The sequence below is a fragment of the Paenibacillus sp. FSL H7-0737 genome (assembly GCF_000758545.1).
Classification (GTDB): domain Bacteria; phylum Bacillota; class Bacilli; order Paenibacillales; family Paenibacillaceae; genus Paenibacillus_AQ.
Map to the genome: position 1 here is coordinate 2,324,620 of NZ_CP009279.1, position 26,471 is coordinate 2,351,090.

Genomic DNA, 26,471 nt, shown 5'->3' on the forward strand with positions numbered 1-26,471 from the left:
ATCGTAATTATTACGATTTAAAAAAGGAGATGGAACAATGAGAGTAATCATTACTTTGGCATGCACGGAGACAGGAGATCGTAACTATACAACTACCAAGAATAAGCGAAATCACCCAGAACGTATGGAAATGAAGAAATATTGTCCACGTCTGAAAAGAGTTACATTACACCGCGAAACCCGGTAAGAGCTATAAATGCCAAACATAAATGCTAATCAATGATAGGAGTGATCGGAATGAAAAAAATCCCCGTTACGGTGCTAAGTGGCTACTTGGGCTCTGGAAAAACAACACTGCTAAATCATGTCTTGCACAACCGTGAAGGCTTGAAGGTTGCTGTTATCGTTAACGATATGAGTGAAGTGAATGTGGACGCCAACCTGGTGAAGTCAGGTAATGTGCTTTCTAGAACGGAAGAGAAATTAGTGGAAATGTCTAACGGATGTATCTGCTGTACACTCCGCGACGATTTGATTGTCGAAGTACAAAAGCTGGCAGCTGAAGGCCGTTTTGATTATATCCTCATTGAATCATCTGGCATTAGCGAGCCTGTTCCGGTGGCACAGACTTTTACTTATGCGAACCCAGAACTGGATATTGATTTGACTTCACTCGCTCAATTGGACACGATGGTGACCGTTGTGGATGCTGGCCGATTCTGGTATGACTTCTCTTCTGGTGATAGTCTGATCGATCGTAATCAAACGGCTGGTGAAGACGATTATCGCGATATTGTGGATTTGCTCATTGATCAGATCGAGACTTGTGATGTGTTATTGCTTAATAAGTGTGATCTGCTAGAAGAAGAAGAGCTTAACAAGCTTGAAGCTGTGCTTCGCAAACTTCAGCCGACAGCCAAGCTGATCCGTACGGTTAACGGAGTGGTAGATCCGAAGGAGATTCTTAATACTGGATTGTTTGATTTTGAAAAAACAAGCTTGTCCTCCGGTTGGATTACGGAGCTTAACAAGGAGACACATACGCCTGAGACGGAGGAATACGGAATATCTTCTTTTGTCTATCGCAGGAGAACACCCTTTCATCCGGAAAGGTTAAGCTTTTTCTTTAGTCATTGGCCGGAGGAAGTTGTCAGAGCGAAAGGGATTGTATGGGTTGCCGCAGAGGGTGATCTTGCAGCAAGTATCAGCCAGGCTGGACCCTCGATTCAGTTCGGACCTGCCGGCTACTGGCTAGCTACAATGCCTGAGGATCAGCAGCAGGAGGTATTGGAAAGCGAACCTGAAATGAAAGCCAAGTGGGACGAGCAGTGGGGCGATCGAATGAATGAAATCGTGTTTATCGGTGTTAGTATGGACTCAGCACAAATCGAAGCGAGATTGGATCGATGTTTGTTGACGAAAGATGAGTTGAAGCAGGATTGGACAACGTTTAATAATCCACTTCCGTGGCCTGTTGAAGAACTCCTTGCGGCAGTGGCTGAGGAATAGAAATTCAGATGAAAATCCGGAATCCAGGAGGTTGAGGTTCCGGATTTTTGCTGTGCAATTATAGTGACTATGAACTATCATAGAAGGAATATATTTCAATTAAAAATAGAGGTGATGCCCATGAGTTATACAAACACTTTCATACGTGTAGCAGAGGATTGTCCTGAGGAAACGGGAATCCCGCCGATGTCTTGCCGTACACTCCCGCCTGCGCATGTGATTCAATATGAGCTGCTTATTAATGAGCCTTACAAATACAATCATGAAGAGCTTCTGTTTGAGGTTCATGTACGCCATAAACAAATTCCGCTAGAAGATCGTGTGACCCGTAGGGAAGAAATATGGAAGGAGCTATTCTCTAGAAACCATCCATGCCTGCGAGCCTCTCTACTTCCGAAGCGATTCGGCTGGGGTGTCCATTACAACAATGAGGGCAAAATAGCCATTTATGGCAAGGAGTCTCCCGAATACGACTATTTTACTTCTTGTGCTGATGAAGCAGTGAAGCTGCTGCCAGCGATGCGTAATAAGCGGGAACATGGCTAATAAGGAGGAGATAACTTGTATAAAGCAATTGAAGAAATCACACTTAATACTTGGCCAGCGGAGCAGAGTGTTCTCCTGAATGGCTGGGTTCTGCGCACAGCAGCTGGATATACGAAAAGAGCTAATTCGGTCAATCCGTTATACGGAGAAAAAAGCTCTCTTGCGGATCTTACAAACCAAATTAAGCTTGCTGAGCAGTACTATAAGGATGCTGGATTAAAGCCAGTATTTAAAATAACGCCGTATATCCAGCCTGCGAACCTGGATGAGGCGCTAGCGGAGCGTGGTTACACAGTTGTCGAGCCATCATCTGTTAGGCTATTAGAACTGGAGGGATTAGCTACTCCTGAGCTTCGATATGAGATACAAGTTCAGGAGAGCTTAACTGAAGAGTGGTTAAATGCATTTACAAAGCTCTCTGCGCTCTCAAAAGACAATCGGAGCACCTTAACTAGAATGTTATCCGCTTGTCATTTGCAGCAGGGCTATATTCTGTTGATTAACAATGGCGTTCCTACCGCTTGTGGTCTGGGTGTTATTCAGAACGGCTACATAGGTCTCTTTGATATTATCACTGCTTCCGATCAGCGTAGACAAGGTATGGCGGAACAACTGCTGCTTGCATTACTACACTGGGGCAAGACGCAGGGTGCAACAACTGCTTTTTTGCAGGTTGTACAAGCTAATACTGGAGCTTCGGCTTTGTACGACAAGCTCGGATTTAAGGAGATATATCAATATTGGTATAGAGTGTAGTCTTGAATGATGCGGGGGCGCATTGGCTATTTTAGCAAAATGGGACCCCGCAAGGAAATCACACGAACTTCCCTTGACCCGGCAACGCCATTTCCTTGAAATTCTTGCATAAATGAGCAAGCTGAGTAGATAATTTTTCACCCTCCATAGGCACCCCATGTCCAGAGAGAACGATATGAGGATCTAGCAACGCAAGTGTGCGGACCGACTTTTCCGCGTCTTCCCAGTCCGTCGTGAAATAAGAGGGTGGGCCGTGCACCACCTGATGCTGGGTAGCTACTGCGAATACGGACTCTTGTTTGACTGTAAGAAAGGTGTCACCAGCAATCAGTACCTTATCTTCTGGTCTGAATAGTGAAATATGTCCAGGACTATGTCCAGGTGTATGGATCCATTTCCAGCCCTTTGCTCCGGGGACGGTTCTGTCTTCGGGTAATGGATGTATGGCTGATCCAAGGTCGATACCATGATGTGAAAATAATGAGGACACCATACTCATCAGACCGCCGCCTACGGCCGGATCGGCTGGAGGATAATCCGCTTTACCTGTTAGATAAGGAAGCTCTAGTGGGTGAGCATACACGGGTACATTCCATTCCTCAATAAGCTTTTTCACACCCCCGATATGGTCGAAATGCCCATGAGTCAGGATAATTGCCACCGGAGGCTTCTCATACTTCTCCTTAGCATAATCTATAATTCTGTTTGTGTAAGAGCTAAGTCCCGTATCTACAATGATCCAGTCCGAATTGGGCTGGCCGATGAATGCGCAATTTACGAACATGGTTCGTAGTCCGATGACACCGGGGGCCACGTCCCAAGTATCGGTGTAGCCTTCAGATAGTATTCCGTCAAGTCTCATCTTACGCCTCCTGTTCCGTTCTTTAGTACTGAACAATGTACCTAAACAGTAGTATGACCCTTTTTTAAGAAAAAAATATGGCAAAAAACCCTTCTCCTAATTAAGGAAGAAGGGCTGGCCTTGAACTTATTAAGCGATAGGATCACATTAGAGCGTTCCGCAGTCTGCAAATAGAATATGTCGTGGAATTCGGAAGAAGGCTTCGGCTTTTTCCTGCAGAGCAGGGGTAGGCAGATGGCTGCTGTGCAGCCATTTTCGAAACGTCCCGGGATGAACACCTATCCAAATACTTACATCGGTTACGGAAAAATCGTAAACCATACAGAGGCCGGTTAGAATCACATTGCTGCGAGGCGAACTGGTAATACTTCTTTTCATAAATCGTGAAGGAGTTGGTTGACATACAATTGGACTCTGACGAATCAGTGCTTCATTGAACAAAATGTGGGGCGGGTACCCGAGTAGGCGGCAGGTCTTGTCAATGTTATTGTTGGAAGGGATACGACCTTCGTATACCCAGGCGCTTACGCTGCGAGAGGATATACCAAGATCTTCTGCGAGTCGTGAAAGTTTGATATCCTTAGCCATCAATACAGCAAGTAACACACGGTTTCTAATCTGGCTGCGCTTTGGACGGCGGAATCTTTTTACACGAACGCCTTGTCCAAGATATTTGCGGTTGATCAGAGACCACGCCTGGATATTATGAGTTTCTTGTTGGTTACTAGGCATAATTCCTCCGATTTTTTAAAAATATACTACAACACTTTCATATACATCGGCAATGGTTAATGCTGCTATTTCTGACATCACTTTTTAAGTTTCTTCCAGAACGCGTACGCTTATGATATATTTTTAATATCTAATTACAATATTACAACAGGGAGCGAGATAGAATGATCAAGCATATTGTATTTTTTAAATTGAAGGACCGGTCCGAAGAAAGCGTTGCGGCAACGGTAGCCGTACTGCGAAATATGGAAGGTAAAATCCCGCAGCTCCTTTCGATTGAAGTGGGTGCTGATATCATTCATTCTGATCGATCCTTTGATATTGCTCTAGTTACGGTGGTAGCTTCACTGGATGATTTACAGGCTTATCAGGTTCATCCGGCGCATAAGGAAGTTATAGCTCATATTAATGAAGTTAAAGAACTTTCAATTGCTGTGGATTACGTAATCTAAGCGATCTGCTGATTAACAAGCATCATCATTTTATACCGGAAGCGGTGACAGGAATGCGTGAGCTCGAGTATCCGATGGAAGCGTTAACTTATTTGGTCGTTTTTCTTGCGGCATGTTTCATTATGTTCTTTTGGCTGAAACGCCGCGGCAAACGCGGTAAGTAGGGATAATGCAGATTTCTCTAACTATTTTTGACATGGGGGTATTGCTGTGTATTATGTCAACCGCAAACAAATCGAAACCATTCTTGCTCAAATCCCAGATATAACTACAGGTCTTCGGACTGTAACAGCTTCATGGGATGGCAATACTTTAACCGGACTAATACAAGAACGCTGCCTTCATCTGGCGATAGAGGTGGTTACGGACGTTGGTAGTTGTCTGATTGACGGCTTTATTATGCGTGATGCCGGAAGTTATGAGGATATCATTTCAATTATACATGAAGAAAAAGTACTAGGTAAAAGTGAGATCTACGAGCGATTAATAGAGCTTGTCGCACTTCGTAAGCCGCTCGTGCAGGATTATTTTGCCTGGGAAAGAGAAGCACTACACCCGCTCACACCAATCCTTTCAGAGGTGCTAGAGAAGTTTGCTGTTGAAGTAGGGAATTATTTGGATCAGGAACTTGGGTCCGGTGTAACGCTATAATAGCATAAGATAGAATCATATAAAATAGGCGGTAGCCGTGAAAGAGAGGGGGTTCCTTTATGATGAAGATGGGGCAGGAAAATGGATCGACAAGACACTTGATTATGACGCTCCTGAAGACGAAAGGACCACTGACCATCGGCGCGCTGGCAGAAGAATTGGGAATTACTGAGATGGGTGTCCGCCGTCATGTGCTTCAGCTGGAGCAGGAGGGACTTGCTAAGACAAAAGTGGTTCGGCAAGCGATGGGGCGGCCTTTACATATGTATTCTTTAACGGAGAAGTCCGAAGAGTATTTTCCAAAAAGCTATCATAATCTGGCTTTGGAGCTTTTGCGTGAATTGGATTATGGCAGTGGATTGGAAGCTGTTAATACATTGTTTGAGGGACGCCGTCGCCGGATGCTCACCCAGTATGCACCGATGATGGAACGCCGGAATTTGGAAGAGCGAGTAGCTGAGTTATCGTCGATCCAAAACGCTGGTGGATATATGGCGGAGTGGAACCGAGAAGAGGATGGTTCGTATGTCATAAAAGAATACAACTGCCCGATTCGCCAGGTGGCTACTCAGTATCGTAAAGCTTGTCAATGCGAGCATAGCCTATTTGAGGAATTGCTGGATGCTAAGGTTACACGAAGTGAATGTATGGCAGAAGGCGGACAATGCTGCCGATACGCAATTGCACCCAAAAATGTAACAGACAAAACTTCTGAAAAGTCGTAATAATTAGTCACAAGACAAACTCCTGCTGCTTATGATATAGCAGATATAGGCATTAGCCCGGTAGAGCGGGGAGCAATGAATTTAAAGGAGAGATGAAACGATGAAAAAGGACACAAAAGGTTTGTTATGGGGAGCTTTAGTCGGAAGTGTGGTTGGATCAGTGACAGCACTTCTGTTCGCGCCTAAGCCAGGTAAAGAGCTGCGCAAGGATATTGCGGAAGGAACAGCTGCTGGCATTGAAAAGGTGCAGGGAATTGCCGTGCAGGCTGGAGACAAGAGCGTTGAGCTGTATGACAAAGCTAAGGATTCTATAGGTCATGTAGTCCATGAGGTTCGCGAATGGAGCAAATCATGTTCGAATGCTGTAGAAGAAGATACTGCTACTGTAGCAGTAAGTGGAATTGCTACGGAAGAAACGATTCAAGAGGCAGCGGCCACTTTGGAAGAGGTAACGGAGTTAGAGGTATCGCCTGTAAATGAAGAAGTAAGCAGTGAAGAAGCTAGTCTTGAAGAAGCTCAGCTAGATGACAAGGACAATAACGAAATCGCATAATGAAACAGTGGATGGAGTGTTTGGTTTTACGGTCAAAAAGTACTTATTCTCTTTTAATAGAGCCGCTTTTTCGCATTGGGCGGAAGGTGGCTTTTTTATTTCATTCTTATAGACCTGTTAAATGATGGCAAAAGTCTTGGCTTGAACTAAGAGTCCAAAAGGAGTAATATCTGCAATTGGGGCTGAAAGTCAGGTACATTTTGTTTTCGGCTTACATAAGCTACACAAAACAAGTAGAAGGAAGCGGTGTGTTCGTGCAGCAAGCTATTGCAATATTAGACTCAGGTGTGGGAGGGCTAACAGTTGTCAAAGAAGTGATGAGGCAGCTCCCGCGGGAGAAAATCATTTATTTCGGAGATACGGCCCGAGCTCCGTACGGACCCCGTTCGACCGAGGAAGTAACACTGTTTACAGAACAAATTGTAGATTATTTGATCCAGTTTAATCCTAAAATGATTGTTATCGCTTGTAATACCGCAACAGCAGCGGCACTCGATTATATCTCAGCCAAGGTCTCTATCCCAGTCATTGGGGTGATTCATCCCGGAGCCCGTGCTGCAATTAGCGCGACCAAAAGCGGACATGTCGGCGTGATCGGTACAATAGGAACCATCGGCAGCGGGGCTTATACTAACGCACTAAAGCAGCTGTCTCCTTTTGTTGAGGTTGTAAGTCAAGCCTGCCCGGCGCTTGTCCCACTCGTTGAGCAAGGCATGTTCCGCTCAGAGAAAAGTTATGAAATTGTAGAACAGGCATTGGAAGGCATTAAAGATAATAACATCGATACTTTAATTTTAGGATGCACTCATTACCCATTTCTTGTTGAGCCTATTGGAGAGACCATGGGACCGGGAGTCAAACTGATCAGTTCCGCAGATGAGACAGCTCGTGAGATCAGCACGATTTTATACGATAAAGGCAAGCTGTCCATCGGGGATGAAAGTCCAATTCATCAGTTCTTCTGCAGTGGTGATGCTGAAATGTTTCAGCGAATTGCCCGAGACTGGCTTGGAGAACAAATTAAACGCACCCCAGTAGTATGGCAAGTATCCACGTTATAAGCAGAGCAATGTTGAATTGAATAGGGACAAACTCTACGGAGTGTAAGATAAAATAGGCTGGGAAGCATAATTCCCAGCCTATTTTCTTGTGATTCATTTCTCCTTCATGCAGGGTAGTGGCTCTTGCATACAATAGAGTTAAGTGCTGTTTGCTGCTATTTTTGTATCCACCGTATCAGCAATTTAAGGCCGAGAGGATGAGACCTAATGCGACAATATATTGCAAGCAGGGGAGATACCGTAAGCCGAATTGCCGCCCTGCATGGATTAACCCCTGAGCATGTCATTCAAGGCAATCCATGGGTTGGGAGACAGTCTTATTTATATCCGGGTCAGGTTTTATTCCTGCCGTCTTCGCCGCGTAAAAGGTATGCGGTGCAGGAAGGGGACGATCTTGAACGCATAACCTCATTATTCAATGTGAGTTTAGATGATTTGGAGAAGCTTAATCCAGGTGTGTCCTCAGGGCGCTTTTGTACACCGGGAAAAGTGCTCGTCATTCCGCCTCCGATTCCAGAGCGAGTGGTATTCTTACGTGGAGAGTACGGTCCGGTTGATGTTGAGAACGATATCAGCAGCCTGATTGCACAATATCCTTTTATTCAAGCATATCCAATTGGCAAAAGTGTGCTCGGCAAGCCAATTCATGTGCTTAAAATAGGCAATGGAACCCGCCATTTGCATGTTAATGCGGCTCTACATGCTAATGAATGGCTGACCTCGCCTTGCCTGATGTCGTTCATAGAAGAGTATGCAGCAGCTTATGCTAAAGGTTTGGCATGGAATGGTCATCGTCCAGAGGAATGGTACAATAATTGGACCCTATGGGCTGTACCCATGGCTAACCCTGACGGCGTGGAGTTAGTGCAGGAGGGCGTTTTACCAGGCCACCCTTATTATGAGGACCTTATGAAATGGAACGGGGGACGGCGGAGTTTTCGCCATTGGAAGGCCAATATACGCGGTGTGGATCTCGGGGATCAGTTCCCTGCTCATTGGGAAGAGGAACGGGAACGACGTGGTGTAACCCTGCCCTCTCCGCGTGATTACAGTGGTCCTGAGGCGTTAAGTGAACCTGAGGCAGCAGCTCTAGCGGTACTTGCTGAGAACGCGCCCGGAGAAGCTGCAGTGTCTTTGCATAGCCAAGGAGGAGAGATCTACTGGAATTACCGGGGATATGAGCCTCCCGAAAGCCGCGAATTAGCAACACGATTGGCCGCTGCGAGCAGCTATCGTGCAGTCGAATTAACTGGCAGCGATGCCGGGTATAAGGATTGGTTCATCCAGACCTTTCGCAAACCAGGATTTACAGTTGAGATGGGGATCGGCAAAAATCCGTTGCCACTGGCAGATTTTGAGGATATGGCGTTAGAAACGGGTCTAATTTTGGGAACGATACTATCCAATGTGAAATAATTATGAAACAATTACAGTAAACTTGCGTAACATAAACCATAGGGTATGGCCGCTGTCGTCACTACACGTTATCCGCGGCTGTATCCTTTTTACTTGGGAGGAGGGTCACTATGAAACTGAAAAAACTGCTGTCACTGAAACAATGGTCTACTATCTTCAGTAGTTCCTGGCGATATGTGATCTCCCCTAAAGTCGCAATAGGGGACAAGCTTTTATTCACAATCCCAGTGCTGCTCTATTGGGTGTTGCCGGATTTTATGCCTTTTTTACCGATCGATGATGTTGGTGTGACGATGCTTCTTATGGGCTGGTTCGTGTCACGGATGGGACGAAAATACCCGGCACTTCAGGTCGGAAAATGAGGCAGTGAAGTGAGATCTACCTCGGATTGTGTATCTAATTTGTTAATATAGTTGCTTTTAGATATCATTTACCTTTAAAATAGGTAATTGAGTATTTAATTTAAGTACTAGGAGATGGATGATAGATGAAGGTCAAAATTACCCGCAATGCGGCTAAAGTGATAAAGAAACAAATGGAACTTGAAGGAAACAGCGAGTTGAAGCTTCGCGTAGCGATTACGCATGCTCACGGTGATCATGCTCACTACGGACTGGATTTGGACACGCCTAATGAGAATGATGTTGTAGTCTCGACAGATAAAGAAATCGATGTTATTCTTGATCCGAATCAACCGCTCCTTGATGGTGTGGTCGTTGATTATTTATATCTTCCTGAAGAAGGTTTTGTTATTACTAATCCGTCTAAAGGTAATCACGGCGATCACTAAACGTTTCGCCTTAAATTTGGGACATAAAGAAGGGTTGCTCCATGGCTAACGATATACAAGTGTGCGATGAATGTAATTTTATGAAATTGAAGAGTATCATACCCAAACTGCAAAAGATGGCGCCTGATGCAGAGATCAAGGTCGGCTGTAAGTCGTACTGTGGTCCATGTGGCAAACGGGCCTTTGTATATGTTAATGGTCGTTATGTGAGTGCTCCAACAGAGGAAGAAGTGTTGAAGAAGGTAGAAGCTTTTATCAAGCAACCGGCCGTTCAGAAATAATGCAGAGGTCTTATCCATCAACTTAAAAAGCCCTAAACCCGTGTTGATGACGGAGTTTAGGGCTTTTTGTTTTATAAATGAAATTTTTATGGTGCAGATTCTTCCTTTCGGAGCATCTTGATGCCATCGTATTTCATGATATCGTCTGAGATTTGCAGTCGTTGCTTACTTGTCTCGAACCCGGTACTGCACCCCGCAACGTCAATGGCTTCGCGGCTGTCGAGGCTATAACAGGTGCCGCTGTTGAATTGTCCATTTTCACTTGGAAGATAGGAGCGCTTCGCATCGGCAAAGGCACCGGTTCGCAGTGTCACAAGTCGCTCTTTGCCACTGAACAGATTATTACCCATGAGATAATAAGGATCTTGTGAGATTCCAAGCAGATGGAGTAAGGAAGGTGTGAGATCCAATTGACCAGCCGGATTAGAATCAATCACCGAGGTGTTATTACCCGGCAGATGAATGAGTAATGGAACTTGATGCATGATTTGATGCATGTCGAGCTTACTTAAGCTTTTACCAAGAAATTGTTCGTAATAAGAGGTTTCTTGGATCGAGTTATCATGATCACCATAAAAGGCAAGGATCGTGTTATCCCACAACCCACGCTGCTTCATATCACTCACCAATTCACCTAGAGCTTCATCTGTATAATGAACAGCCTGCAAATAATCTCCGAAGATGGTACCTTTAAACTCCCCGGTATCAAGCTCTTGCTTAGCCGCAGGGAGAGAATATGGGTGATGACTAGATAGTGTAGTCAAAAAAGAGTAAAAGGGCTTCTGGATCGATTCTACAGAATCCATAATATTTAGGGACTGCCGCAGGAATGATTTATCTCCCAATGACCAGCCTAGGGGCTCGTCGATCTTAAAGTCTTTTTTGCTATAAAAATGGTCATACCCCATCGCCTTATACATAATCTGCCGATTCCAGAAGCTTCCTTCATACGCATGGAAGGCATTGCTGCTATAGCCCTTGGACTTCAAAATGGCAGGTAACGTGTCAAATTGATGATCCGGGTAACGGACAAATACTGAGCCGGAGACCAGCGGATACAGTGAACCATTCGAGGCGAAATCCGCATCGGAGGTTCGTCCTTGTGAGGTCTGATGATAGTAATTACTGAAGTAGGTATTCTCTTTGATTAGAGCGTTCAAATTAGGTGTGACCTCTTGTCCATTGATCGATCGTCCCACTACAAAATTCATAAAAGCTTCGGCCTGAATAACAACGATGTTGCTTCCGCTGTATTTTCCAAAGCTGTCGTTAAGAGCACTTTGCTCAGCATTGTGTTCATTGAACCAGAGCTTCATGGAGCTGGCTTCCTTTTGTGAAAGCTCAGGCTGCGGGCCTAAATGATCTTTGGCATACAAGTAAATATCATAACCGTGAAATCCAATGAGTCCAGTAACGTTATACATCGCCAAGCTCCACCAGTTACCAGTGAATAAACCCTTGGCCCACGTAGTGGCGTAAGAGTGGATAGGGCCAAAGGTCAGAATACAGCCTAATACCAATGCAACGACCCCGTTAACGCTCCGTCTTAGTCCTCTCATTAAGCGTGAAGAGGGACGAAAATGACTTGTGCGAGCATAATAGGAAGGCTGTCCATTATTATAGGCAGGCGTGTTCCGACGGAATAACACTACCCAAATGGTGTAAACCAGAAATATCAGCCAATCCGCGAACAAGTAGAGATCAGAGGGACGGAGTAGTGCAAAGATACTTCCGCCAAGTGCATCCATCTGTCCGGCTTGAAAAAGAACGGGAACGGTGATGAAATCCTGAAAGTAGCGATAGTAGACAATATCAGAATAAATAAGTAATGTCAGGAGCACGTTTATGATTATCAGGGCTATGGTTTGTCCACGTCGGGGGAGCCATAACACCCAAAAGGATAACAGCATAACTGAACCGAGAGCAATGAGCTTGTCGAGACGGTTCATATCAATATTAGGAGCATGCAGGCCGCTGTGAAGAAACATTAGCTTAGCGAGCATAAGGACAAGAAAAAGGATATAACCAATATAACGGGAGCGGACAATAGTGATCATTCTATCCGTTATGGATGAGCTGCTCCTACTAAATGGATCTCGTGACACGTTAAAGCCTCCTAGCGCAGAAGTTGAGTATGTAAGAAGAAACGGACACCGTCCTCAATCGAGGTAGATGTCCGTTCTTATATTTCTCGCATAAACGCTTACCGTCCTTTTAAGGACGCCGAAGGCGTTTATGCTTGGCGTAATTGTCTTCCGAATTATTTCGGATTTCTAGGTGGAAGTGGACCCAAGTATTGATAATATTGACACTCAATACGTCCGTTATACAACTTGCGACGTTTGTCCGCTTTACGTCCGTAATATTGTTCGAATTCCTTATAAGGACTAATTGCAAAGAATGACCAAGTCGGTAGATACAGCATCATTTCACCAAACTGGCGAGTCAGCTTCTCCACCTCTTTATCATTACTGATCCGTTCACCATATGGCGGGTTGGTAATGATACAGCCGTATTCGCCTTGGGGTCTTGCCTTGGCGGCAGCCATCACGGTGAAGGTTATTTCTCCGGACAGGCCGGCGCTTTTAGCAGCGGCTTCAGCAATTTCTATAGCAGCAGGATCGATATCCGTGCCGGTTAGCTGCAATGGATAATCGTCTCGTACGGCATCGAAAGCTTCTTCGCGAGCTTCTTCCCACAGATGCTTAGGAATGACTGGCCAATGTTCTGAAGGGAAGGAACGGCGTAGTCCCGGTGCGATATTCCAAGCGATCATCGCGGCTTCGATCAACAATGTTCCCGAACCACAACATGGATCATATAGCGGACGGTGGCCATTCCAGCGGCTAAGCTGGATTAAAGCGGCTGCCATCGTTTCCTTCAGTGGCGCTTCTGTAGCCTGTCTGCGGTATCCGCGTTTGTGAAGAGCAGGTCCGGTGGTGTCTAGCGTAATAAGCGCGATATCGTTTAACAGAATCACTTCGATCACATATCGAGGTCCGTTCTCTGGGAACCAGTCCGTATGATAGGAGAGCTTCAGCTTCTCGACGATAGCTTTTTTGACAATCCCTTGGGAAGCGGGTACACTCGTTAGTTGTGATTTATGGGATCGTCCTTCAACCGGAAATTCTCCATTCTCGGGAATCCAGTCTTCCCAAGGCAGCGCTTTAACACCCTCAAATAACTCATCGAAGGTTTTAGCGGGGAATTGGCCCATTTTTACTAATACGCGGTCGGATGTACGCAGCCATAAATTACAGCGACAGATGTCGATATAATCACCACTGAACAATACACGACCATTCTCGACCGTGGTCTCATAACCCAGTTCGTTTAATTCGCGCGCTACTACAGCTTCTAATCCCATAGGGGCAGTAGCGATTAATTGTAATTTGCTCAAATACTCTCAACTCCGTTTAACTTGTAGATAAATACAAAAAGCCAGTACAATAAGAAAAGCCAATACCATAAGAAAAGCATCCATACAAGTATAGGGGAATGCGGGACACTTCACAATGCCCGGCATTCCATAAACCATAAAATCTTCCCCGTCATCCCTTCATTCGAGAAAACGGGGGATCATCAAAGGAGAATCTTTATGCTTACCCAAGAAGAATACAGTGAACAACTTTATACCGAGGACGAAATCCTGCTTCAGGTAAAAGAAGCTATCGTCCAAGCGGGTATGCCGGAGGTGTCTGTCGAGCCAGGGTACGGAAGACTACTCACTATGCTTGTTAGACTGTCTCGCTCCACGCGTATTTTGGAGATTGGCGCACTTGGCGGCTACAGCGGGATTTGCTTATCTCGCGGCTTTAATGAAGGTGGCACGCTGACTTCACTAGAGCTGAGGGCCGATTATGCCGAGCTTGCTCGCCGTAATTTAGAACTGGCCGGATTCGGGGGTTCTACGGAATATAGAATAGGACCCGCGATGGACAGCCTGAAGGCACTGGACGAAGAGGGAGCTAAGTTCGATTTCTTCTTTATCGACGCAGACAAGATTAACTATACCAATTACTTGGAATATGCCATCAAGATGGCTAATCCAGGCGCGATTATTGCTGGTGATAATATCTTTCTCCGCGGACGGACGCTAAATACAGATCGAAATGGACCTGCCATTCTCGCTGTACGGCATTTCAATGAAATGATCGCCACCGATGACCGTCTGATCAGCACTTGTCTGCCAGCCTATGATGGACTGGCGTTGGCAATGGTGAAATAGCAGAAGATTAGCGAAATAACCGTGGCGGAGTAGCTTTGTATAGCTTAACCCGGACCCATACGGTGTTCAACAGCAACAAGCTTCCGGAGATGATAAACAGTCCCTCAATACCAATATAACCAGATAGAAAGCCGCCTATGATAGCTCCCAGCATATTGCCCAGTGACAATGTGCTGCCGTTGAAGCCGAATGCGCGGCTTTCTTTCCCGTCAGGGGTATAAGACCGGATAAGCGCATTAACGCTGGGCAATAGGCCGCCCATAAAAATCCCCATGAGAAAACGGACAATGATTAGCTGCCACACGCTAGTAACGAATGCTTGCGGAATCAGGAATAGCGAAGCCCCGATTAACGCGTAGGTCAGAATGCGGTGTGCGCCGACTTTATCACTCAGCTTGCCGAGCAAGGGGGAAGCCAGCATGTTGGAGATCCCAGTAACTGCGCTGACCATTCCGGCTAAAAAGGCTATATTCTCAGCAGGCCCATTTAACTTTTCAACATAAAGTGGCAGCAAGGCCATGGGGCTGATCATTGCAAATTGCAGCAAAAAGGTTACACCAAACAGCGCCGGGAGCTGAGGGATCTTGATCAATTCCTTCAAGCCCTCCATGACTGACACCTGTGGCTCTTGTGCCGCTTCTGCACGATCGAATTTCTCTTTAACGAGAAACAGTGCCAGCAGAGAGGCGATGAAGAGCAAGGCGCCAACGACATAAAAGATCGGACGAAATCCGATTAAATCAGCAAGAAAACCACCAATAAGTGGTCCAAGAATGGTACCTGCAACAGAACCAGACTGCATCAGCCCCATCGAAAATCCCATACGTGCTTTCGGAGTAGTACCCGAAACGAGTGCGATGGAGGCGGGATTGAAGCCGGAGATTGTACCGTTTAGCAGTCGCAGTAAGAGCAGCTGCATAGGGGATTGTGCGAAGCCCATCAACACCATAACGATAGCCATGCCAAAGCTGGAGCGCAGGAGCATGATTTTACGTCCATATTTGTCAGCAAGTTTTCCCCATAGTGGCTGGAAAATGAAAGAAGTTAAAAAGTTTGCGGCAAAAATAAGGCCCGCCCAAATTCCAATTTCATGCTCACCCTGAACTCCAAGATCCTTAGCAAGATACAAGGTCAGGAACGGTGTAATCATCGTCATTCCGGCATTTACCAAGAATTGTCCGAACCAAAGCACTAAGAGGTTGACCTTCCATGTCTCCCATTTCTTCAAAGTGCTTTCACTTCCTTTCAAAGAATTTCAGAAAATACATGATTCACAGAAAAATAGACATTTTATCAGTATATCATTTTTTTAGCTTCAAAAGTGCAATACATGTCATAGTAATGTCATAGGATTGTCATTCCACGATCTTCGTTTTGCTTGTTACAACCTTTTAAAAAGGGCATAATAGTAAGTATGCCGATCAAGCATAAACGCCATCGGAGTCCTTATTAGGACGGTAAGCGTTTATTTTAAAAAATCTTATAAAATATAATGGAGATCTTATCATGACCTACAACGACACTTTTATCCGCGCCTGCAGAAAGCAGGATACGGAGCACGTTCCCGTATGGTACATGCGGCAGGCCGGCCGTTATGATCCCGAGTACCGTAAAATCAAGGAAAAGTACTCATTGCTTGAAATCTGCAAACAGCCTGAGTTGGCGGCTGAAGTAACCTTGATGCCTGTGCGTAAGCTAGGTGTGGACGCGGCCATTTTGTATTCAGACATTATGAATCCGGTCGCTTCTATCGGTGTGAAATTTGATATCGTCAAAGATATTGGCCCTGTGATCGAGAATCCGATTCGCTCTGCAGCAGATGTCGAGAGACTGAAGCCCATTGATGTTGAAGGCGATCTCGGACATATTTTGGAGACGATTGCTATTCTGGATAAGGAGCTGGACGTGCCCTTGATTACTTTCGCAGGCGCACCGTTTACAATTGCCAGCTATCTGATCGAAGGCAGACCTTCCAAAGGATATATTCGGACTAAAGAGCTAATGTACAGTGAACCCCGTGTCTGGGAAATGCTAATGGACAAGCTCGGCGATATGATTATCGCTTACCTCCGCAGTCACGTGCGTAGTGGTGGAAAAGCGTTTCAATTGTTCGACAGCTGGGTTGGCGCCCTTGCGCCACGCGATTTTGAAAAGTATGTGTTACCGACGGTTTCTCGTATTTTTTCCGAATTATCTGATCTTGATGTACCGAAAATATACTTTCCTGGCGTAAGCTCTGGCGAATTGCTACCGAGTCTTACGAAGCTTCAAGCGGATGTAATCGGGGTGGACTGGCGTGTGAGCTTGTCCGAAGGTCGACGCAGAACCGGTGGGAAATTTGCGATTCAAGGCAACCTGGATCCGTATTTACTTACAGCGCCGATGGACGTCTTGAAGGAGCACGCGAAAGCGTTAATTGATGAAGGGGTACAAGAGCCGGGATATATCTTCAATCTGGGTCATGGCTTATTCCCGGAGGCTTCTTTAGAGAAGCTTAGAGAATTAACGGAATATATTCACGAATATTCACAGGAAGTATTGAAAGAATCAGCCAAACTGCGTTCTTAAAAATAGCCTATTAAATCTATAAGGGGATGGAATCCGTGACAGCAAAAATAGGTGTTCTCGTCATGTCGTATGGCACTCCTAAAAGCTTAGAAGACGTTGAAGCATATTACACTCATATTCGGCGAGGTAATCCGCCGACAGCGGAGCAGCTTAAAGAATTAACAGATCGCTATGAAGCGATCGTCGGGGGTGTATTCCCGCTGCGGGAGAACACAGACCGTCAAGTAGCTGCATTACAGGCAGCACTAAACGCGGATAAAGCTGGGGCGGATGTTGAATTTGTCTGCTATCAGGGTTTGAAGCATGCCTATCCGTTTATTGAGGACGGCGTCGAGGCTATGGCGAAGGACGGCATTACCCAAGCGGTTGGTGTTGTGCTTGCCCCTCACTATTCAAGCATGAGCGTGGGTGGCTACATTAAACGTGCTCAGGAAAAGGCTGATGCATGTAAAATCAACATGGGTTTTGTGGAGAGCTACCATATGCACCCAGTATTGATCGATGTTCTAGGCCGGAGAGTAACTGCGAAAATAGATCAATATATCGAAGCAGGCGCTACTCGCGATGAGATAAGGGTATTATTTAGCGCGCATAGTCTTCCAGAGCGTATTCTAGCTATGGGCGATCCTTATAAAGATCAACTATTGGAGACCTCAAAGGCTATTGCAGATCAAGTGGGGATAACCAATTGGCAGTTTACGTGGCAAAGCGCAGGACGGACAGCTGAACCATGGCTTGGACCAGATATTCTGGATACACTTCAGCAGCTTAGCAAGGAACAGGTAGAGTATGTTCTAGTGGCACCGATCGGGTTCGTATCCGATCATTTAGAAGTGCTGTATGACCTTGATATCGAGGCAACAGCCGTAGCTTCAGAGCTGGATATGCGTCTTATGCGGATTGAATCATTAAACAGCGATCCTGCGTACATGTCCGTATTGAGCGATGTTGTTCGTACAAGACTGAATCAAATGTCGGCCGGTCAGTCATGACTGGTCCCTCTAGGCGAATTGTTATCATAGGCGGTGGGCTGAGTGGACTCAGCGCCGCCTTTTACATTCGTAAGTTTTACAAAAAAGCTGGCATGAAACCTGATATTGTACTGCTAGAGAAAGACAAGACTCTTGGCGGGAAGATCGAAACATTGCACCGGGATGGATTTGTGATTGAGAAGGGTCCGGATTCTTTTTTAGCTAGCAAAACAGAGATGATTGAATTGGCTAAGGAATTAGAGCTAGATCACGAGCTGGTGAACACAGATCCAAAGGCAGAGAAGACCTATATACTACAGCGTGACAAGCTTCATCCTATGCCTTCCGGTCTTGTGCTTGGAATTCCTACTGAACTAAAGCCATTTCTATCAAGTGCTCTGGTTTCATTCGGTGGCAAAATACGCGCGCTGATGGACTTGATCCTTCCTCCTAAGCGTAGTAATGACGATGAATCCCTCGGACAGCTGATTGAGCGACGTTTAGGTACTGAAGTGATGGAGAATTTGACCGAACCGCTATTAGCCGGTATGTATGCTGGGGATTTACGCAAAGTCAGCCTACAGGCTACCTTTCCGCAATTTGGAGAAGTAGAGCGGCAGTATGGTGGTCTTATTCGTGGAATCATTAAAGAACAGAATTCCTCCAAGACAAATACGAGCACAAAGAACAGCACTTTTCTGACATTTCGAAAAGGACTACAAAGTCTCGTGCATGGCTTGATTCATGAACTGCATGATGTAGAACAGCGAACTGAAGCTGCGGTGGTCTCTATACATGCTACAGGAACTAATGCTTCTCGTTATGAGCTAGAACTGGAAAGTGGCGAACGGCTACTTGCGGATGAAATATATATCACCACACCAAATTCTTTTGCTGCCGAACTTTTGCGTCCACATGTGGATGTTTCAGCACTCGATGCGGTAAATTATGTATCGGTTGCGAACTTAGTCATGGCCTTCGACAAGAAGGATATCGAAATTGATGATGCTGGAGCAGGTTTTCTTGTGCCACGTAAGGAAGGGCGCAATATTACTGCCTGTACATGGACGTCAACGAAGTGGCCGCATACGAGTCCAGATGATAAAGTACTTATGCGCTGTCATGTAGGCCGTTCCGGAGATGAGCAGAATGTTCACCTTCCAGATGAGGCTCTTACGGAGCTAGTGAGTAAGGATTTACGAGAGATCATGGGCATTACAGCGAAACCTATATTTACGGAAATTACTCGTTCGGAACATTCGATGCCACAGTATCCTGTTGGACATCTTGACAATCTTTCTAAATTCCATAGGGAGCTTGAGACCACACTTCCTGGGATATATGTCTTTGGAGCTGGATATGATGGAGTGGCAATGCCCGATTGTGTTAAGCAGGCTAAGCTTACAGCACAAAGCGCTGCAAAGCGTATATCGAATTAATTGTTCATTTACGGGAGATCTAGAATTATATAATGAACGGTGAAGCGAAGATTTTTTTTGCTTCACCGTTTTTGTTTAAATATTAGATTATACTATTTTACTGGACTCTCGTATTTGGAGGGACAGGTGCTAGGTATGCTATAATAGAACCAATTTGAGAGTAGAGGAGATCATAGAAACAATGTATCCGCCGCGATCGCGTTCTAGACAGAAGAACAAACATAAGAGCAAACGTAAGCGCAGAACGGCCTGGATGTGGGTCAATGCAGGTCTACTTCTGATGATTATTGTGGCGCTCAGCTATAGTCTTATGGATGACAGATTCAAGGGAAGTTCTGAGCCACCTCCAGTGGCGCAAATGACGGCTTCGCCTACGCCTGATAGTACTGCTCAGGAGACAGCACCTATAGTGACTGCAACGCCTGAAGCCACGGAGTCTCCCATCCCTTCTCCAACGGTAACTCCGGAAGCTTCACCTACACCAGAGCCAAAGAAAGAAGAAAATGTTGAAACACAGGCGCCTGTACCAACTGAGACCCCTTCGCCAGAGGAAGGTAGCTCCCAAGACGCAGATGGTGGTTCTGTGTCTGGACTTCCGTCAGATGACCAGGCTTCTGGCAATACAGTGACCTTGAATTTTGGTGGAGATGTTATTTTTTCGGGGAAAGCCGGGGAATTGCTCGAAAAGAAAGGTTACGACTATTCGTATGCAGCGCTCGATGGAATGTTCAAGAAGGATGATCTTACGGTTGTGAATCTGGAGACTCCTGTGACCACAGGTGGGGTTGGCGCCGCTAATAAGCAATACGTATTCAAAGGCTCGCCCAAAGCACTAGATGCTCTTAAAGCAGCCGGAGTGGATGCAGTAAATATGGCGAACAATCATACGCTGGATCAAGGGGAGGAAGGCCTGCGAGACACGCTTGGTCATCTCTCGGAAAGAGGCATTCCTTATGTTGGTGCTGGACTTAACAGTAAAGAAGCATTCTCGGCGCAATATTTTGAGCGTAAAGGGATTAAGATCGCCTTGCTGGGGTTCACACGGGTGATTCCTGCATCTGATTGGATGGCGGGAAAAAATAAACCCGGGCTTGCTTCAGTATATGATAGTAGAGAAGGACTTAAAGCGATTGCTGCAGCTAAACAAAAAGCTGATTTGGTTGTCGTAGTTGTCCATTGGGGTAAAGAACGGGTAGAGCAGTTCGATAATACACAGCAGACCCTTGGACGTAGCTTTGTCGATGCGGGAGCTGATCTTGTCATTGGTGGTCACCCACATGTATTGCAAGGTGTGGAGCCGTACAAAGGCAAGTGGATTGCCTACAGCACTGGTAATTTTATTTTTACGAGATCAACGGTACCTGCCACTTGGGAAACTGCTGTATTTCAGGCGGAATGCAGTAAAAAAGGTCAATGTTCATTACAGCTGAAGCCTATGACTGCTGAGCTAGCTCAGCCCGTGCCCATGAATCAGGTGAACGGACAGCTTTTGCTGAAAAAAATAGAGTCTTTATCTGCTGGTCGAGTTAAGATTAACAGTGACGGCAAAGTGACTCAAGTTACAAAATAGGGTTCCTGGGAGGTCCTTATGATGAACAATTTATGTGTTGCCCATCGGGGATTTTCCGGTAAAGCTCCGGAGAATACATTAGCAGCGATCCGAATGGCCATTGCCATGCCTTTTGTACACTGGATGGAATTGGATGTCCAGCTCTCCAAGGACGGTGTCCCTGTTGTCATTCATGACTTTACACTGGACCGTACAACCAATGGTCATGGTAAGGTGAAGAGTATGGATTGGGAACATATCCGGCGTCTCGATGCGGGTAGCTGGAAAGGGCGTTCTTTTCGGGGAGAGCGGGTGCCCTCCTTGGAAGAGGTGCTCTCATTAGCCTCCGGTAGACTTCGTCTCAATATTGAACTGAAAACAGTGGGCAATATGTATCCTGGCATCGAACAGAAGGTGACGGATCTTATTTCCTCTAAAGGCATGCGGGACGACGTGATTTTGACCTCTTTTGACACAGATGTGTTGAAAAAAATCAAGGAAATAGACCCCCGCTTTCGTACAGGCTTAATTTTTGATTCAAGGTTTGGTAATCCTGCTCGAAGGCTGCATGAACTGGAGTGTTCTCTTTTGTCGATTAGCTTCTCGCGTTTAAATCCTAGATTGGCTAAGGTTTTGACGGAGCAAGGTGTGAAGATTATGGCTTGGACAGTGAACAAAGGAAAAGAGATGCGTCGCTTAGCAGATATGCATTCTGATATAATGATTTGTACAAACCGTCCGGATATATGGGGCGATACATTTCTAAAAGTATAAATAATCCAATTCGATGGGAAAGAGAGCTGATTGTCTGTGTGCGCTGCTGTTAATAATTTGTATTGTGTTGGACGGAACTACAAGCTACATGCGGAGGAATTAGGAAATAATGTCCCCGTAGAGCCACTCATTTTTTTGAAGCCCTCACATGCGGCGGTTTCCCTCGATAAAGCAGTCATTCAGCTTCCAAAGGATTCAGGTCAGGTTCATTATGAAGGAGAACTTGTGCTACGGATCGCGCGTGATTATGTACCGGGTATGAGCGTGGAGGATTTGGTGGATGTTATGGCTCTGGGACTGGATTTCACACTGCGTGATGTGCATAATGATCTGCAGAAGAAAGGTCTGCCTTGGACTCCGGCTAAAGGCTTTAAGAACGCTGCTCCACTCACACCTTACATTGCGTTTCCTGACAAGGAAGAGCTGGAAGGAACGGATTTCACGGTTTTAAAAAATGGTGTTGAAGTTCAGCGAGGTAATGTTAAAAATATGATTTTTTCGCTCCAAAAAATTGTCGATTTTATCGCTGCGCGTTACGGGCTGGGTAAAGACGATGTGATTTTCACAGGAACACCAGAAGGTGTAGGCTCTACCGTATCAGGAGATTCGTTTGAATTGTACTGGGGTGACAAGCTGATGGGGACTTGCCTGATCGGCTAAAAACATCTGTTGGAGATGAATCTATGTTATGGATTATCGGCGCCCTTGGCGCTTTGTTAGTTGCGGGGGCGGCTTATAGGAAACAATCCTTAAGCCTTTCCGGCATGCTTGCCGCGGTAGCCATGGGGACCATTTATTTTGGTGCTGGAAATGCCTTTTGGTTTGGAATATTGTTGATTTTTTTCATCTCTTCAAGCCTGTTGTCTAAGCTTCATCATGATAATAAGGCAGAGCTTGAGCTGACCTATGCCAAGACAGGTCGCCGAGATGCTGGGCAGGTCTTTGCTAATGGTGGGCTTGGGATGGTTTTCGTTCTATTGAATGCGATTGTTCCGATGGAACATTGGGAATTTTTATTTATCGGCGTTATGGCAACGGTAACCTCTGATACATGGGCTACGGAGATTGGTACACTCAGCAAGAAGCCGCCTCGGTCTGTCCTGACAGGCAAAATACTTCCGGCCGGTGCCTCGGGTGGCGTATCCAGCCTGGGTACGCTGGCCGCCGCCGCAGGAGGTGCACTTATCGGTGCATCTTCATGGCTGCTACGGATGATATCCGGCATGCCAGATCAATCCTTCTTGTTGCTTACATTGGCTGGACTCACTGGAGGACTTGCGGGTGCGTTCACAGATTCTATCCTAGGGGCAACCGTTCAGCAGATGAATCGTTGCACTGTATGCGGACGCGAAGTGGAAAGTACACATCACTGCGGTAAAAAGGTTGAATACGCACGTGGCTGGAAGTGGATGACTAATGATGCAGTCAATGCTATCAGCTCTATCGTCGGAGGGGCTATTGCCTTATTGTGTGGGATGATGTTTTAAAGGAGGAACCGATGAGCAGCACGTCCAATCATAAACATACTGCCATTCTGGATGCCGCATACGAGCTCTTCGGTTCAGGTGGATTTTACGAAACGAAGATGTCGGAAATTGCGGTTCAGGCCGGAATTGCTAAGGGCACCGTTTATTTATACTTCAAGAGTAAAGAAGAATTGTTCATGGCGGTAACGCGCCGGGACTGTGAGGGATTCCTTCAGCAATTACAGGAAAAACTGAAGGCTAGTGATACTTTGGCAGGTAAACTGTCAATTATCGCCAAACATCATCTTTACTATTATTATGAGCGTAAGCGACACACGAAGCTCTTTTTCCGCGCACCGAACAATAACCCAGAGCTTGTGGCGTATATGACGCTTTTTATGGAAGAATATATGCAGGCAGTGGTGAAGGTATTGCTGGAGGGCGGTGTGTCTGAGCCTGAGCTTATGGCGCAGTCCTACATAGGGATGTTGGATCGACTGAAGATGGATATTTTGTTCGATCCATCTTTTAAGGAAGAAGATGCGCATAAACGCGCTGGTTTCGCTGCGGGTCTTTTTATTAAAGGGGCTATGGATTACTTGAATTTAGGTCAGGATGATAGACCGGTGGAATAGCAGCTTCATGCTGCGACCGGTTTTATGAAAATATAAGGCAAGCGAGGAAATAGCATGAATATTATGACCGTGGAACATCTTTCCAAAAGTTATGGAGAGAAAGTACTTTTTAGTGATGCTTCATTTGGTATGGACGATCGGGATAAAATTGGTTTGATCGGTGTGAATGGAACAGGTAAATCTACGTTTTTACGTATTATTGCCGGTCTGGATACCCCGGATGATGGGCAAATTGCGATCGGAAATAATGTTCGAGTGCAGTACTTGGCACAGAACCCTCCTTATGAGCCGACAAATACAGTACTGCAACAGGTCTTCGCCGGAGATGATCCAGATCTTGCTACCATGCGTGAGTATATGGAGATCATGTCTCGCCTTGAAAAAGAGCCAGGTAATGCAGAACTGGAAGGCAAACTGGTGCGGATTGGGCAGGCTATCGATGCAGCAGGTACTTGGCATTTGGAGAGTGAAGCTAAGAGCGTACTTACTAAGCTGGGTATAGTGAAATTCGATGCGCTGATGGATACGCTGTCTGGTGGTCAACGGAAACGTGTAGCACTTGCGGCTGCCCTGATTACGCCATCTGAGCTTCTTATTCTGGATGAGCCTACGAACCATATTGATACGGACTCCGTGGCTTGGCTAGAGCAATATTTACAGAAACGGCGTGGCGCCCTCTTAATGGTAACGCATGATCGTTACTTCCTGGAGCGTGTCGCAAGTGTCATGCTAGAGCTGGACGGAGGACAGTTATACCGTTATGAGGCCAACTATTCCCGTTTTCTAGAGCTAAAAGCCGACCGTGAAGAGCGTGAAGCCTCTGCGGAGCAAAAGCGTAAGAACCTGCTTCGTACGGAGCTTGCTTGGATTCGTCGTGGAGCTAAAGCTCGATCAACGAAACAAAAGGCAAGAATCGACCGTTTTGAGAAGCTGAAAGAAAGTACAGGAAGCAGTTCGAACGGTTCGCTGGATATTTCGGTGGCATCCACACGTTTGGGTCGCAAAATCATTGAAATCAATGAACTGTCAAAATCGCTGGATGGTCGTCAGTTGATTAAAGATCTGACCTATATTGCTGTACCACAAGATCGCGTAGGTATTGTAGGTCCAAATGGTAGCGGTAAATCAACACTTCTGAATCTGATTGCAGGTAAGCTGCAGCCGGATAAGGGAGAGGTTCAGCTTGGTGCGACGGTTAAGTTGGGTTACTTTACACAAGAACATCAGGATATGGATGACAGCATGCGAGCTATTGAATATGTGAAGGAAGAAGCGGAAGTCATACGTACAGCTGATGGTAGCGTCATTACCGCAGGCCAAATGCTCGAACGCTTCTTGTTCCCTCCTGCGATGCAATGGACGCCGATTTCCAAACTGTCTGGTGGCGAAAAAAGACGCCTTTATCTGCTTCGTGTATTGATGGGAGCACCAAACGTGTTGCTGTTGGATGAGCCTACGAACGACTTGGATATTGGCACGTTGGCTGTTTTAGAAGACTATCTGGATGAATTCCCGGGCGTCGTCTTTACCGTATCCCATGACCGTTATTTCCTGGATCGGACTATAGACAAGCTGATTGCCTTTGAAAATGGAGAAATTCGGCTTCATGTTGGCGATTATACGGAATATGAAGAATGGCTGGCCAAAAATGTTCCTTCACGCAATGCAGAATCGAACAAAGATGACGGTAATGCAAAGCGTAAAGAGACTACAGAAACAGTCAGTAACACAGCGGCATCATCAGCTTCCAAGACCAAACTCAAATTCAGTTTTAAGGAACAGCGTGAATATGAAGGAATTGACGAGCAGATCGAGCTTGCAGAACAGCGCTTGACGGATATTAGTGCGGAGATGGAAGCAGCGTTTGCTGACTCCGGGAGACTGCAGGAGCTAGTGGAAGAGCAGAGGCTTGCCGAAGTAGAACTGGAGCGTCTAATGGAGCGCTGGACCTATCTGAATGAGCTTGCAGAGAAAATCGCTGGTAAAGCATAAAACGGATTGTCCATGTGTGACAATAAGGGAGGGCTCAGTTTGGAGAATCAACTTGTGGAAGCTGTAGCCCTGCGAAACGAAGGTAAAGCTGAAGAAGCCAGAATGATGCTGTTAGAGCTGTATGAGCAGAATGGTAATGATGCAGAACTTCTGTATCAATTAGCGTGGACGCATGATGTGCTCGGTCTGGAACGCGAGGCAATACCCTATTATGAGAAAAGCTTAACACTAGGCTTATCTTCGGAGCAGAAAGTCGGCGCTCTATTGGGACTGGGCAGCACCTACCGAACACTCGGAGAATATGAGAATTCCAAAGCAATATTGGAGCAGGCCATTCACGAGTACCCAGAGAATAAGGAATTTCCGGTGTTCCTTGCAATGACCTTGCACAATCTCGGAGATCATAGTCTGGCTATGGGGATGTTGCTTAAATTGCTGGCTGAAACCTCTGCGGATGAAGGAATAAGAAGCTATAGTAAGGCCATTTCATATTACTCAGATAAGCTGGAGCAAGTCTGGGATTGAATAAAATCACAAAAAGAAGCGATCTCTAATAGTAGAGTATCGCTTCTTTT

Annotated in this window: 29 protein-coding genes; 24 read left to right on the forward strand and 5 right to left on the reverse strand. The window is 45.9% G+C overall.

Features of this window, described 5'->3' with window-relative positions; all coding sequences use genetic code 11:
- The first annotated feature begins 37 nt into the window (after positions 1–37).
- The 4 genes from rpmG (at position 38) to H70737_RS09785 (ending at position 2,751) form a co-directional block, all read left to right on the forward strand.
- On the forward strand, positions 38–187 hold the full coding sequence (gene rpmG / locus H70737_RS30210) for a 50S ribosomal protein L33 (RefSeq protein ID WP_076283195.1): 150 nt from the start codon (positions 38–40) through the stop codon (positions 185–187).
- Between the two features lie 50 nt (positions 188–237).
- A complete protein-coding gene (locus H70737_RS09775; protein ID WP_042186779.1) occupies positions 238–1,449 on the forward strand; it encodes a GTP-binding protein in 1,212 nt (403 codons plus the stop codon).
- 120 nt (positions 1,450–1,569) lie between these two features.
- Positions 1,570–1,995 carry a DUF6157 family protein gene (locus H70737_RS09780; protein ID WP_052404234.1) on the forward strand — a complete coding sequence of 142 codons (426 nt, stop codon included), beginning with the start codon at positions 1,570–1,572 and terminating at the stop codon, positions 1,993–1,995.
- Between the two features lie 15 nt (positions 1,996–2,010).
- Positions 2,011–2,751 (forward strand): GNAT family N-acetyltransferase, encoded by a 741-nt coding sequence (locus H70737_RS09785; protein ID WP_042186781.1) that lies wholly within the window; start codon positions 2,011–2,013, stop codon positions 2,749–2,751.
- A gap of 58 nt (positions 2,752–2,809) precedes the next feature.
- Here the strand turns inward: H70737_RS09785 and H70737_RS09790 are convergent, their stop codons facing one another.
- On the reverse strand, positions 2,810–3,613 hold the full coding sequence (locus H70737_RS09790; protein ID WP_042186783.1) for an MBL fold metallo-hydrolase: 804 nt from the start codon (positions 3,611–3,613) through the stop codon (positions 2,810–2,812).
- A gap of 147 nt (positions 3,614–3,760) precedes the next feature.
- Entirely contained in the window at positions 3,761–4,345 is a 585-nt protein-coding gene (locus H70737_RS09795) for a helix-turn-helix domain-containing protein (RefSeq protein ID WP_042186785.1), read from the reverse strand.
- Positions 4,346–4,509: 164 nt separating this feature from the next.
- Here H70737_RS09795 and H70737_RS09800 point away from each other — a divergent pair, with 164 nt between their 5' ends.
- From H70737_RS09800 to H70737_RS09840, 9 genes are all read left to right on the forward strand, one after another.
- Positions 4,510–4,797 carry a Dabb family protein gene (locus tag H70737_RS09800; protein WP_042126253.1) on the forward strand — a complete coding sequence of 96 codons (288 nt, stop codon included), beginning with the start codon at positions 4,510–4,512 and terminating at the stop codon, positions 4,795–4,797.
- Between the two features lie 210 nt (positions 4,798–5,007).
- Positions 5,008–5,448, forward strand: coding sequence for a DUF86 domain-containing protein (locus H70737_RS09805; RefSeq protein ID WP_042186787.1), 441 nt, complete (start codon positions 5,008–5,010; stop codon positions 5,446–5,448).
- Positions 5,449–5,507: 59 nt separating this feature from the next.
- Positions 5,508–6,173, forward strand: coding sequence for a helix-turn-helix transcriptional regulator (locus H70737_RS09810; protein WP_042186789.1), 666 nt, complete (start codon positions 5,508–5,510; stop codon positions 6,171–6,173).
- A gap of 100 nt (positions 6,174–6,273) precedes the next feature.
- The gene (locus H70737_RS29745; protein ID WP_052404235.1) at positions 6,274–6,726 is read left to right on the forward strand and encodes a YtxH domain-containing protein; all 453 of its coding nucleotides are present in this window, start codon (positions 6,274–6,276) and stop codon (positions 6,724–6,726) included.
- A gap of 254 nt (positions 6,727–6,980) precedes the next feature.
- The gene (gene racE, locus H70737_RS09820; protein WP_042193608.1) at positions 6,981–7,787 is read left to right on the forward strand and encodes a glutamate racemase; all 807 of its coding nucleotides are present in this window, start codon (positions 6,981–6,983) and stop codon (positions 7,785–7,787) included.
- A gap of 207 nt (positions 7,788–7,994) precedes the next feature.
- Complete coding sequence (locus H70737_RS09825) at positions 7,995–9,203, forward strand: M14 family metallopeptidase (RefSeq protein WP_042186791.1); 1,209 nt, start codon at positions 7,995–7,997, stop codon at positions 9,201–9,203.
- A gap of 110 nt (positions 9,204–9,313) precedes the next feature.
- A complete protein-coding gene (locus H70737_RS09830; RefSeq protein ID WP_042186793.1) occupies positions 9,314–9,565 on the forward strand; it encodes a hypothetical protein in 252 nt (83 codons plus the stop codon).
- A gap of 125 nt (positions 9,566–9,690) precedes the next feature.
- A complete protein-coding gene (locus tag H70737_RS09835; protein WP_042126263.1) occupies positions 9,691–9,993 on the forward strand; it encodes a HesB/IscA family protein in 303 nt (100 codons plus the stop codon).
- Between the two features lie 41 nt (positions 9,994–10,034).
- A complete protein-coding gene (locus tag H70737_RS09840) occupies positions 10,035–10,274 on the forward strand; it encodes a YuzB family protein (RefSeq protein WP_042126265.1) in 240 nt (79 codons plus the stop codon).
- An 86-nt stretch (positions 10,275–10,360) separates the two neighbouring features.
- Here the strand turns inward: H70737_RS09840 and H70737_RS09845 are convergent, their stop codons facing one another.
- Positions 10,361–12,331: an LTA synthase family protein gene (locus tag H70737_RS09845; RefSeq protein ID WP_042193610.1), complete on the reverse strand. Its 1,971-nt coding sequence runs from the start codon at positions 12,329–12,331 to the stop codon at positions 10,361–10,363.
- Between the two features lie 203 nt (positions 12,332–12,534).
- Complete coding sequence (locus tag H70737_RS09850) at positions 12,535–13,674, reverse strand: THUMP domain-containing class I SAM-dependent RNA methyltransferase (protein WP_042186795.1); 1,140 nt, start codon at positions 13,672–13,674, stop codon at positions 12,535–12,537.
- 198 nt (positions 13,675–13,872) lie between these two features.
- Here H70737_RS09850 and H70737_RS09855 point away from each other — a divergent pair, with 198 nt between their 5' ends.
- Positions 13,873–14,502 (forward strand): O-methyltransferase, encoded by a 630-nt coding sequence (locus tag H70737_RS09855; protein ID WP_042186797.1) that lies wholly within the window; start codon positions 13,873–13,875, stop codon positions 14,500–14,502.
- Positions 14,503–14,509: 7 nt separating this feature from the next.
- Here the strand turns inward: H70737_RS09855 and H70737_RS09860 are convergent, their stop codons facing one another.
- On the reverse strand, positions 14,510–15,730 hold the full coding sequence (locus tag H70737_RS09860) for an MFS transporter (RefSeq protein WP_042126273.1): 1,221 nt from the start codon (positions 15,728–15,730) through the stop codon (positions 14,510–14,512).
- Between the two features lie 278 nt (positions 15,731–16,008).
- On the opposite strand from H70737_RS09860, the gene hemE reads away from it, so the two are divergent.
- The 10 genes from hemE to H70737_RS09910 all read left to right on the forward strand — a co-directional run bounded on the left by hemE (position 16,009) and on the right by H70737_RS09910 (position 26,421).
- Complete coding sequence (gene hemE, locus H70737_RS09865) at positions 16,009–17,070, forward strand: uroporphyrinogen decarboxylase (protein WP_042186799.1); 1,062 nt, start codon at positions 16,009–16,011, stop codon at positions 17,068–17,070.
- 35 nt (positions 17,071–17,105) lie between these two features.
- Positions 17,106–18,062: a ferrochelatase gene (hemH, locus tag H70737_RS09870; protein WP_156113094.1), complete on the forward strand. Its 957-nt coding sequence runs from the start codon at positions 17,106–17,108 to the stop codon at positions 18,060–18,062.
- Positions 18,059–19,480 (forward strand): protoporphyrinogen oxidase, encoded by a 1,422-nt coding sequence (hemG, locus tag H70737_RS09875; protein WP_042186803.1) that lies wholly within the window; start codon positions 18,059–18,061, stop codon positions 19,478–19,480. Before hemH ends, hemG begins: the two co-directional genes overlap by 4 nt.
- Positions 19,481–19,661: 181 nt before the next feature.
- The gene (locus H70737_RS09880) at positions 19,662–21,050 is read left to right on the forward strand and encodes a CapA family protein (protein ID WP_042186805.1); all 1,389 of its coding nucleotides are present in this window, start codon (positions 19,662–19,664) and stop codon (positions 21,048–21,050) included.
- Positions 21,051–21,071: 21 nt separating this feature from the next.
- The gene (locus tag H70737_RS09885; protein ID WP_042186806.1) at positions 21,072–21,803 is read left to right on the forward strand and encodes a glycerophosphodiester phosphodiesterase; all 732 of its coding nucleotides are present in this window, start codon (positions 21,072–21,074) and stop codon (positions 21,801–21,803) included.
- A 36-nt stretch (positions 21,804–21,839) separates the two neighbouring features.
- Positions 21,840–22,463, forward strand: coding sequence for a fumarylacetoacetate hydrolase family protein (locus H70737_RS09890; RefSeq protein ID WP_042186808.1), 624 nt, complete (start codon positions 21,840–21,842; stop codon positions 22,461–22,463).
- A 23-nt stretch (positions 22,464–22,486) separates the two neighbouring features.
- Positions 22,487–23,290: a DUF92 domain-containing protein gene (locus H70737_RS09895; RefSeq protein WP_042186809.1), complete on the forward strand. Its 804-nt coding sequence runs from the start codon at positions 22,487–22,489 to the stop codon at positions 23,288–23,290.
- 11 nt (positions 23,291–23,301) lie between these two features.
- On the forward strand, positions 23,302–23,904 hold the full coding sequence (locus tag H70737_RS09900; protein WP_042186811.1) for a TetR/AcrR family transcriptional regulator: 603 nt from the start codon (positions 23,302–23,304) through the stop codon (positions 23,902–23,904).
- A 54-nt stretch (positions 23,905–23,958) separates the two neighbouring features.
- Positions 23,959–25,896, forward strand: coding sequence for an ABC-F family ATP-binding cassette domain-containing protein (locus H70737_RS09905; protein WP_042186813.1), 1,938 nt, complete (start codon positions 23,959–23,961; stop codon positions 25,894–25,896).
- A 12-nt stretch (positions 25,897–25,908) separates the two neighbouring features.
- Positions 25,909–26,421: a tetratricopeptide repeat protein gene (locus H70737_RS09910; RefSeq protein ID WP_042186815.1), complete on the forward strand. Its 513-nt coding sequence runs from the start codon at positions 25,909–25,911 to the stop codon at positions 26,419–26,421.
- The last annotated feature ends 50 nt before the right edge of the window (positions 26,422–26,471 follow it).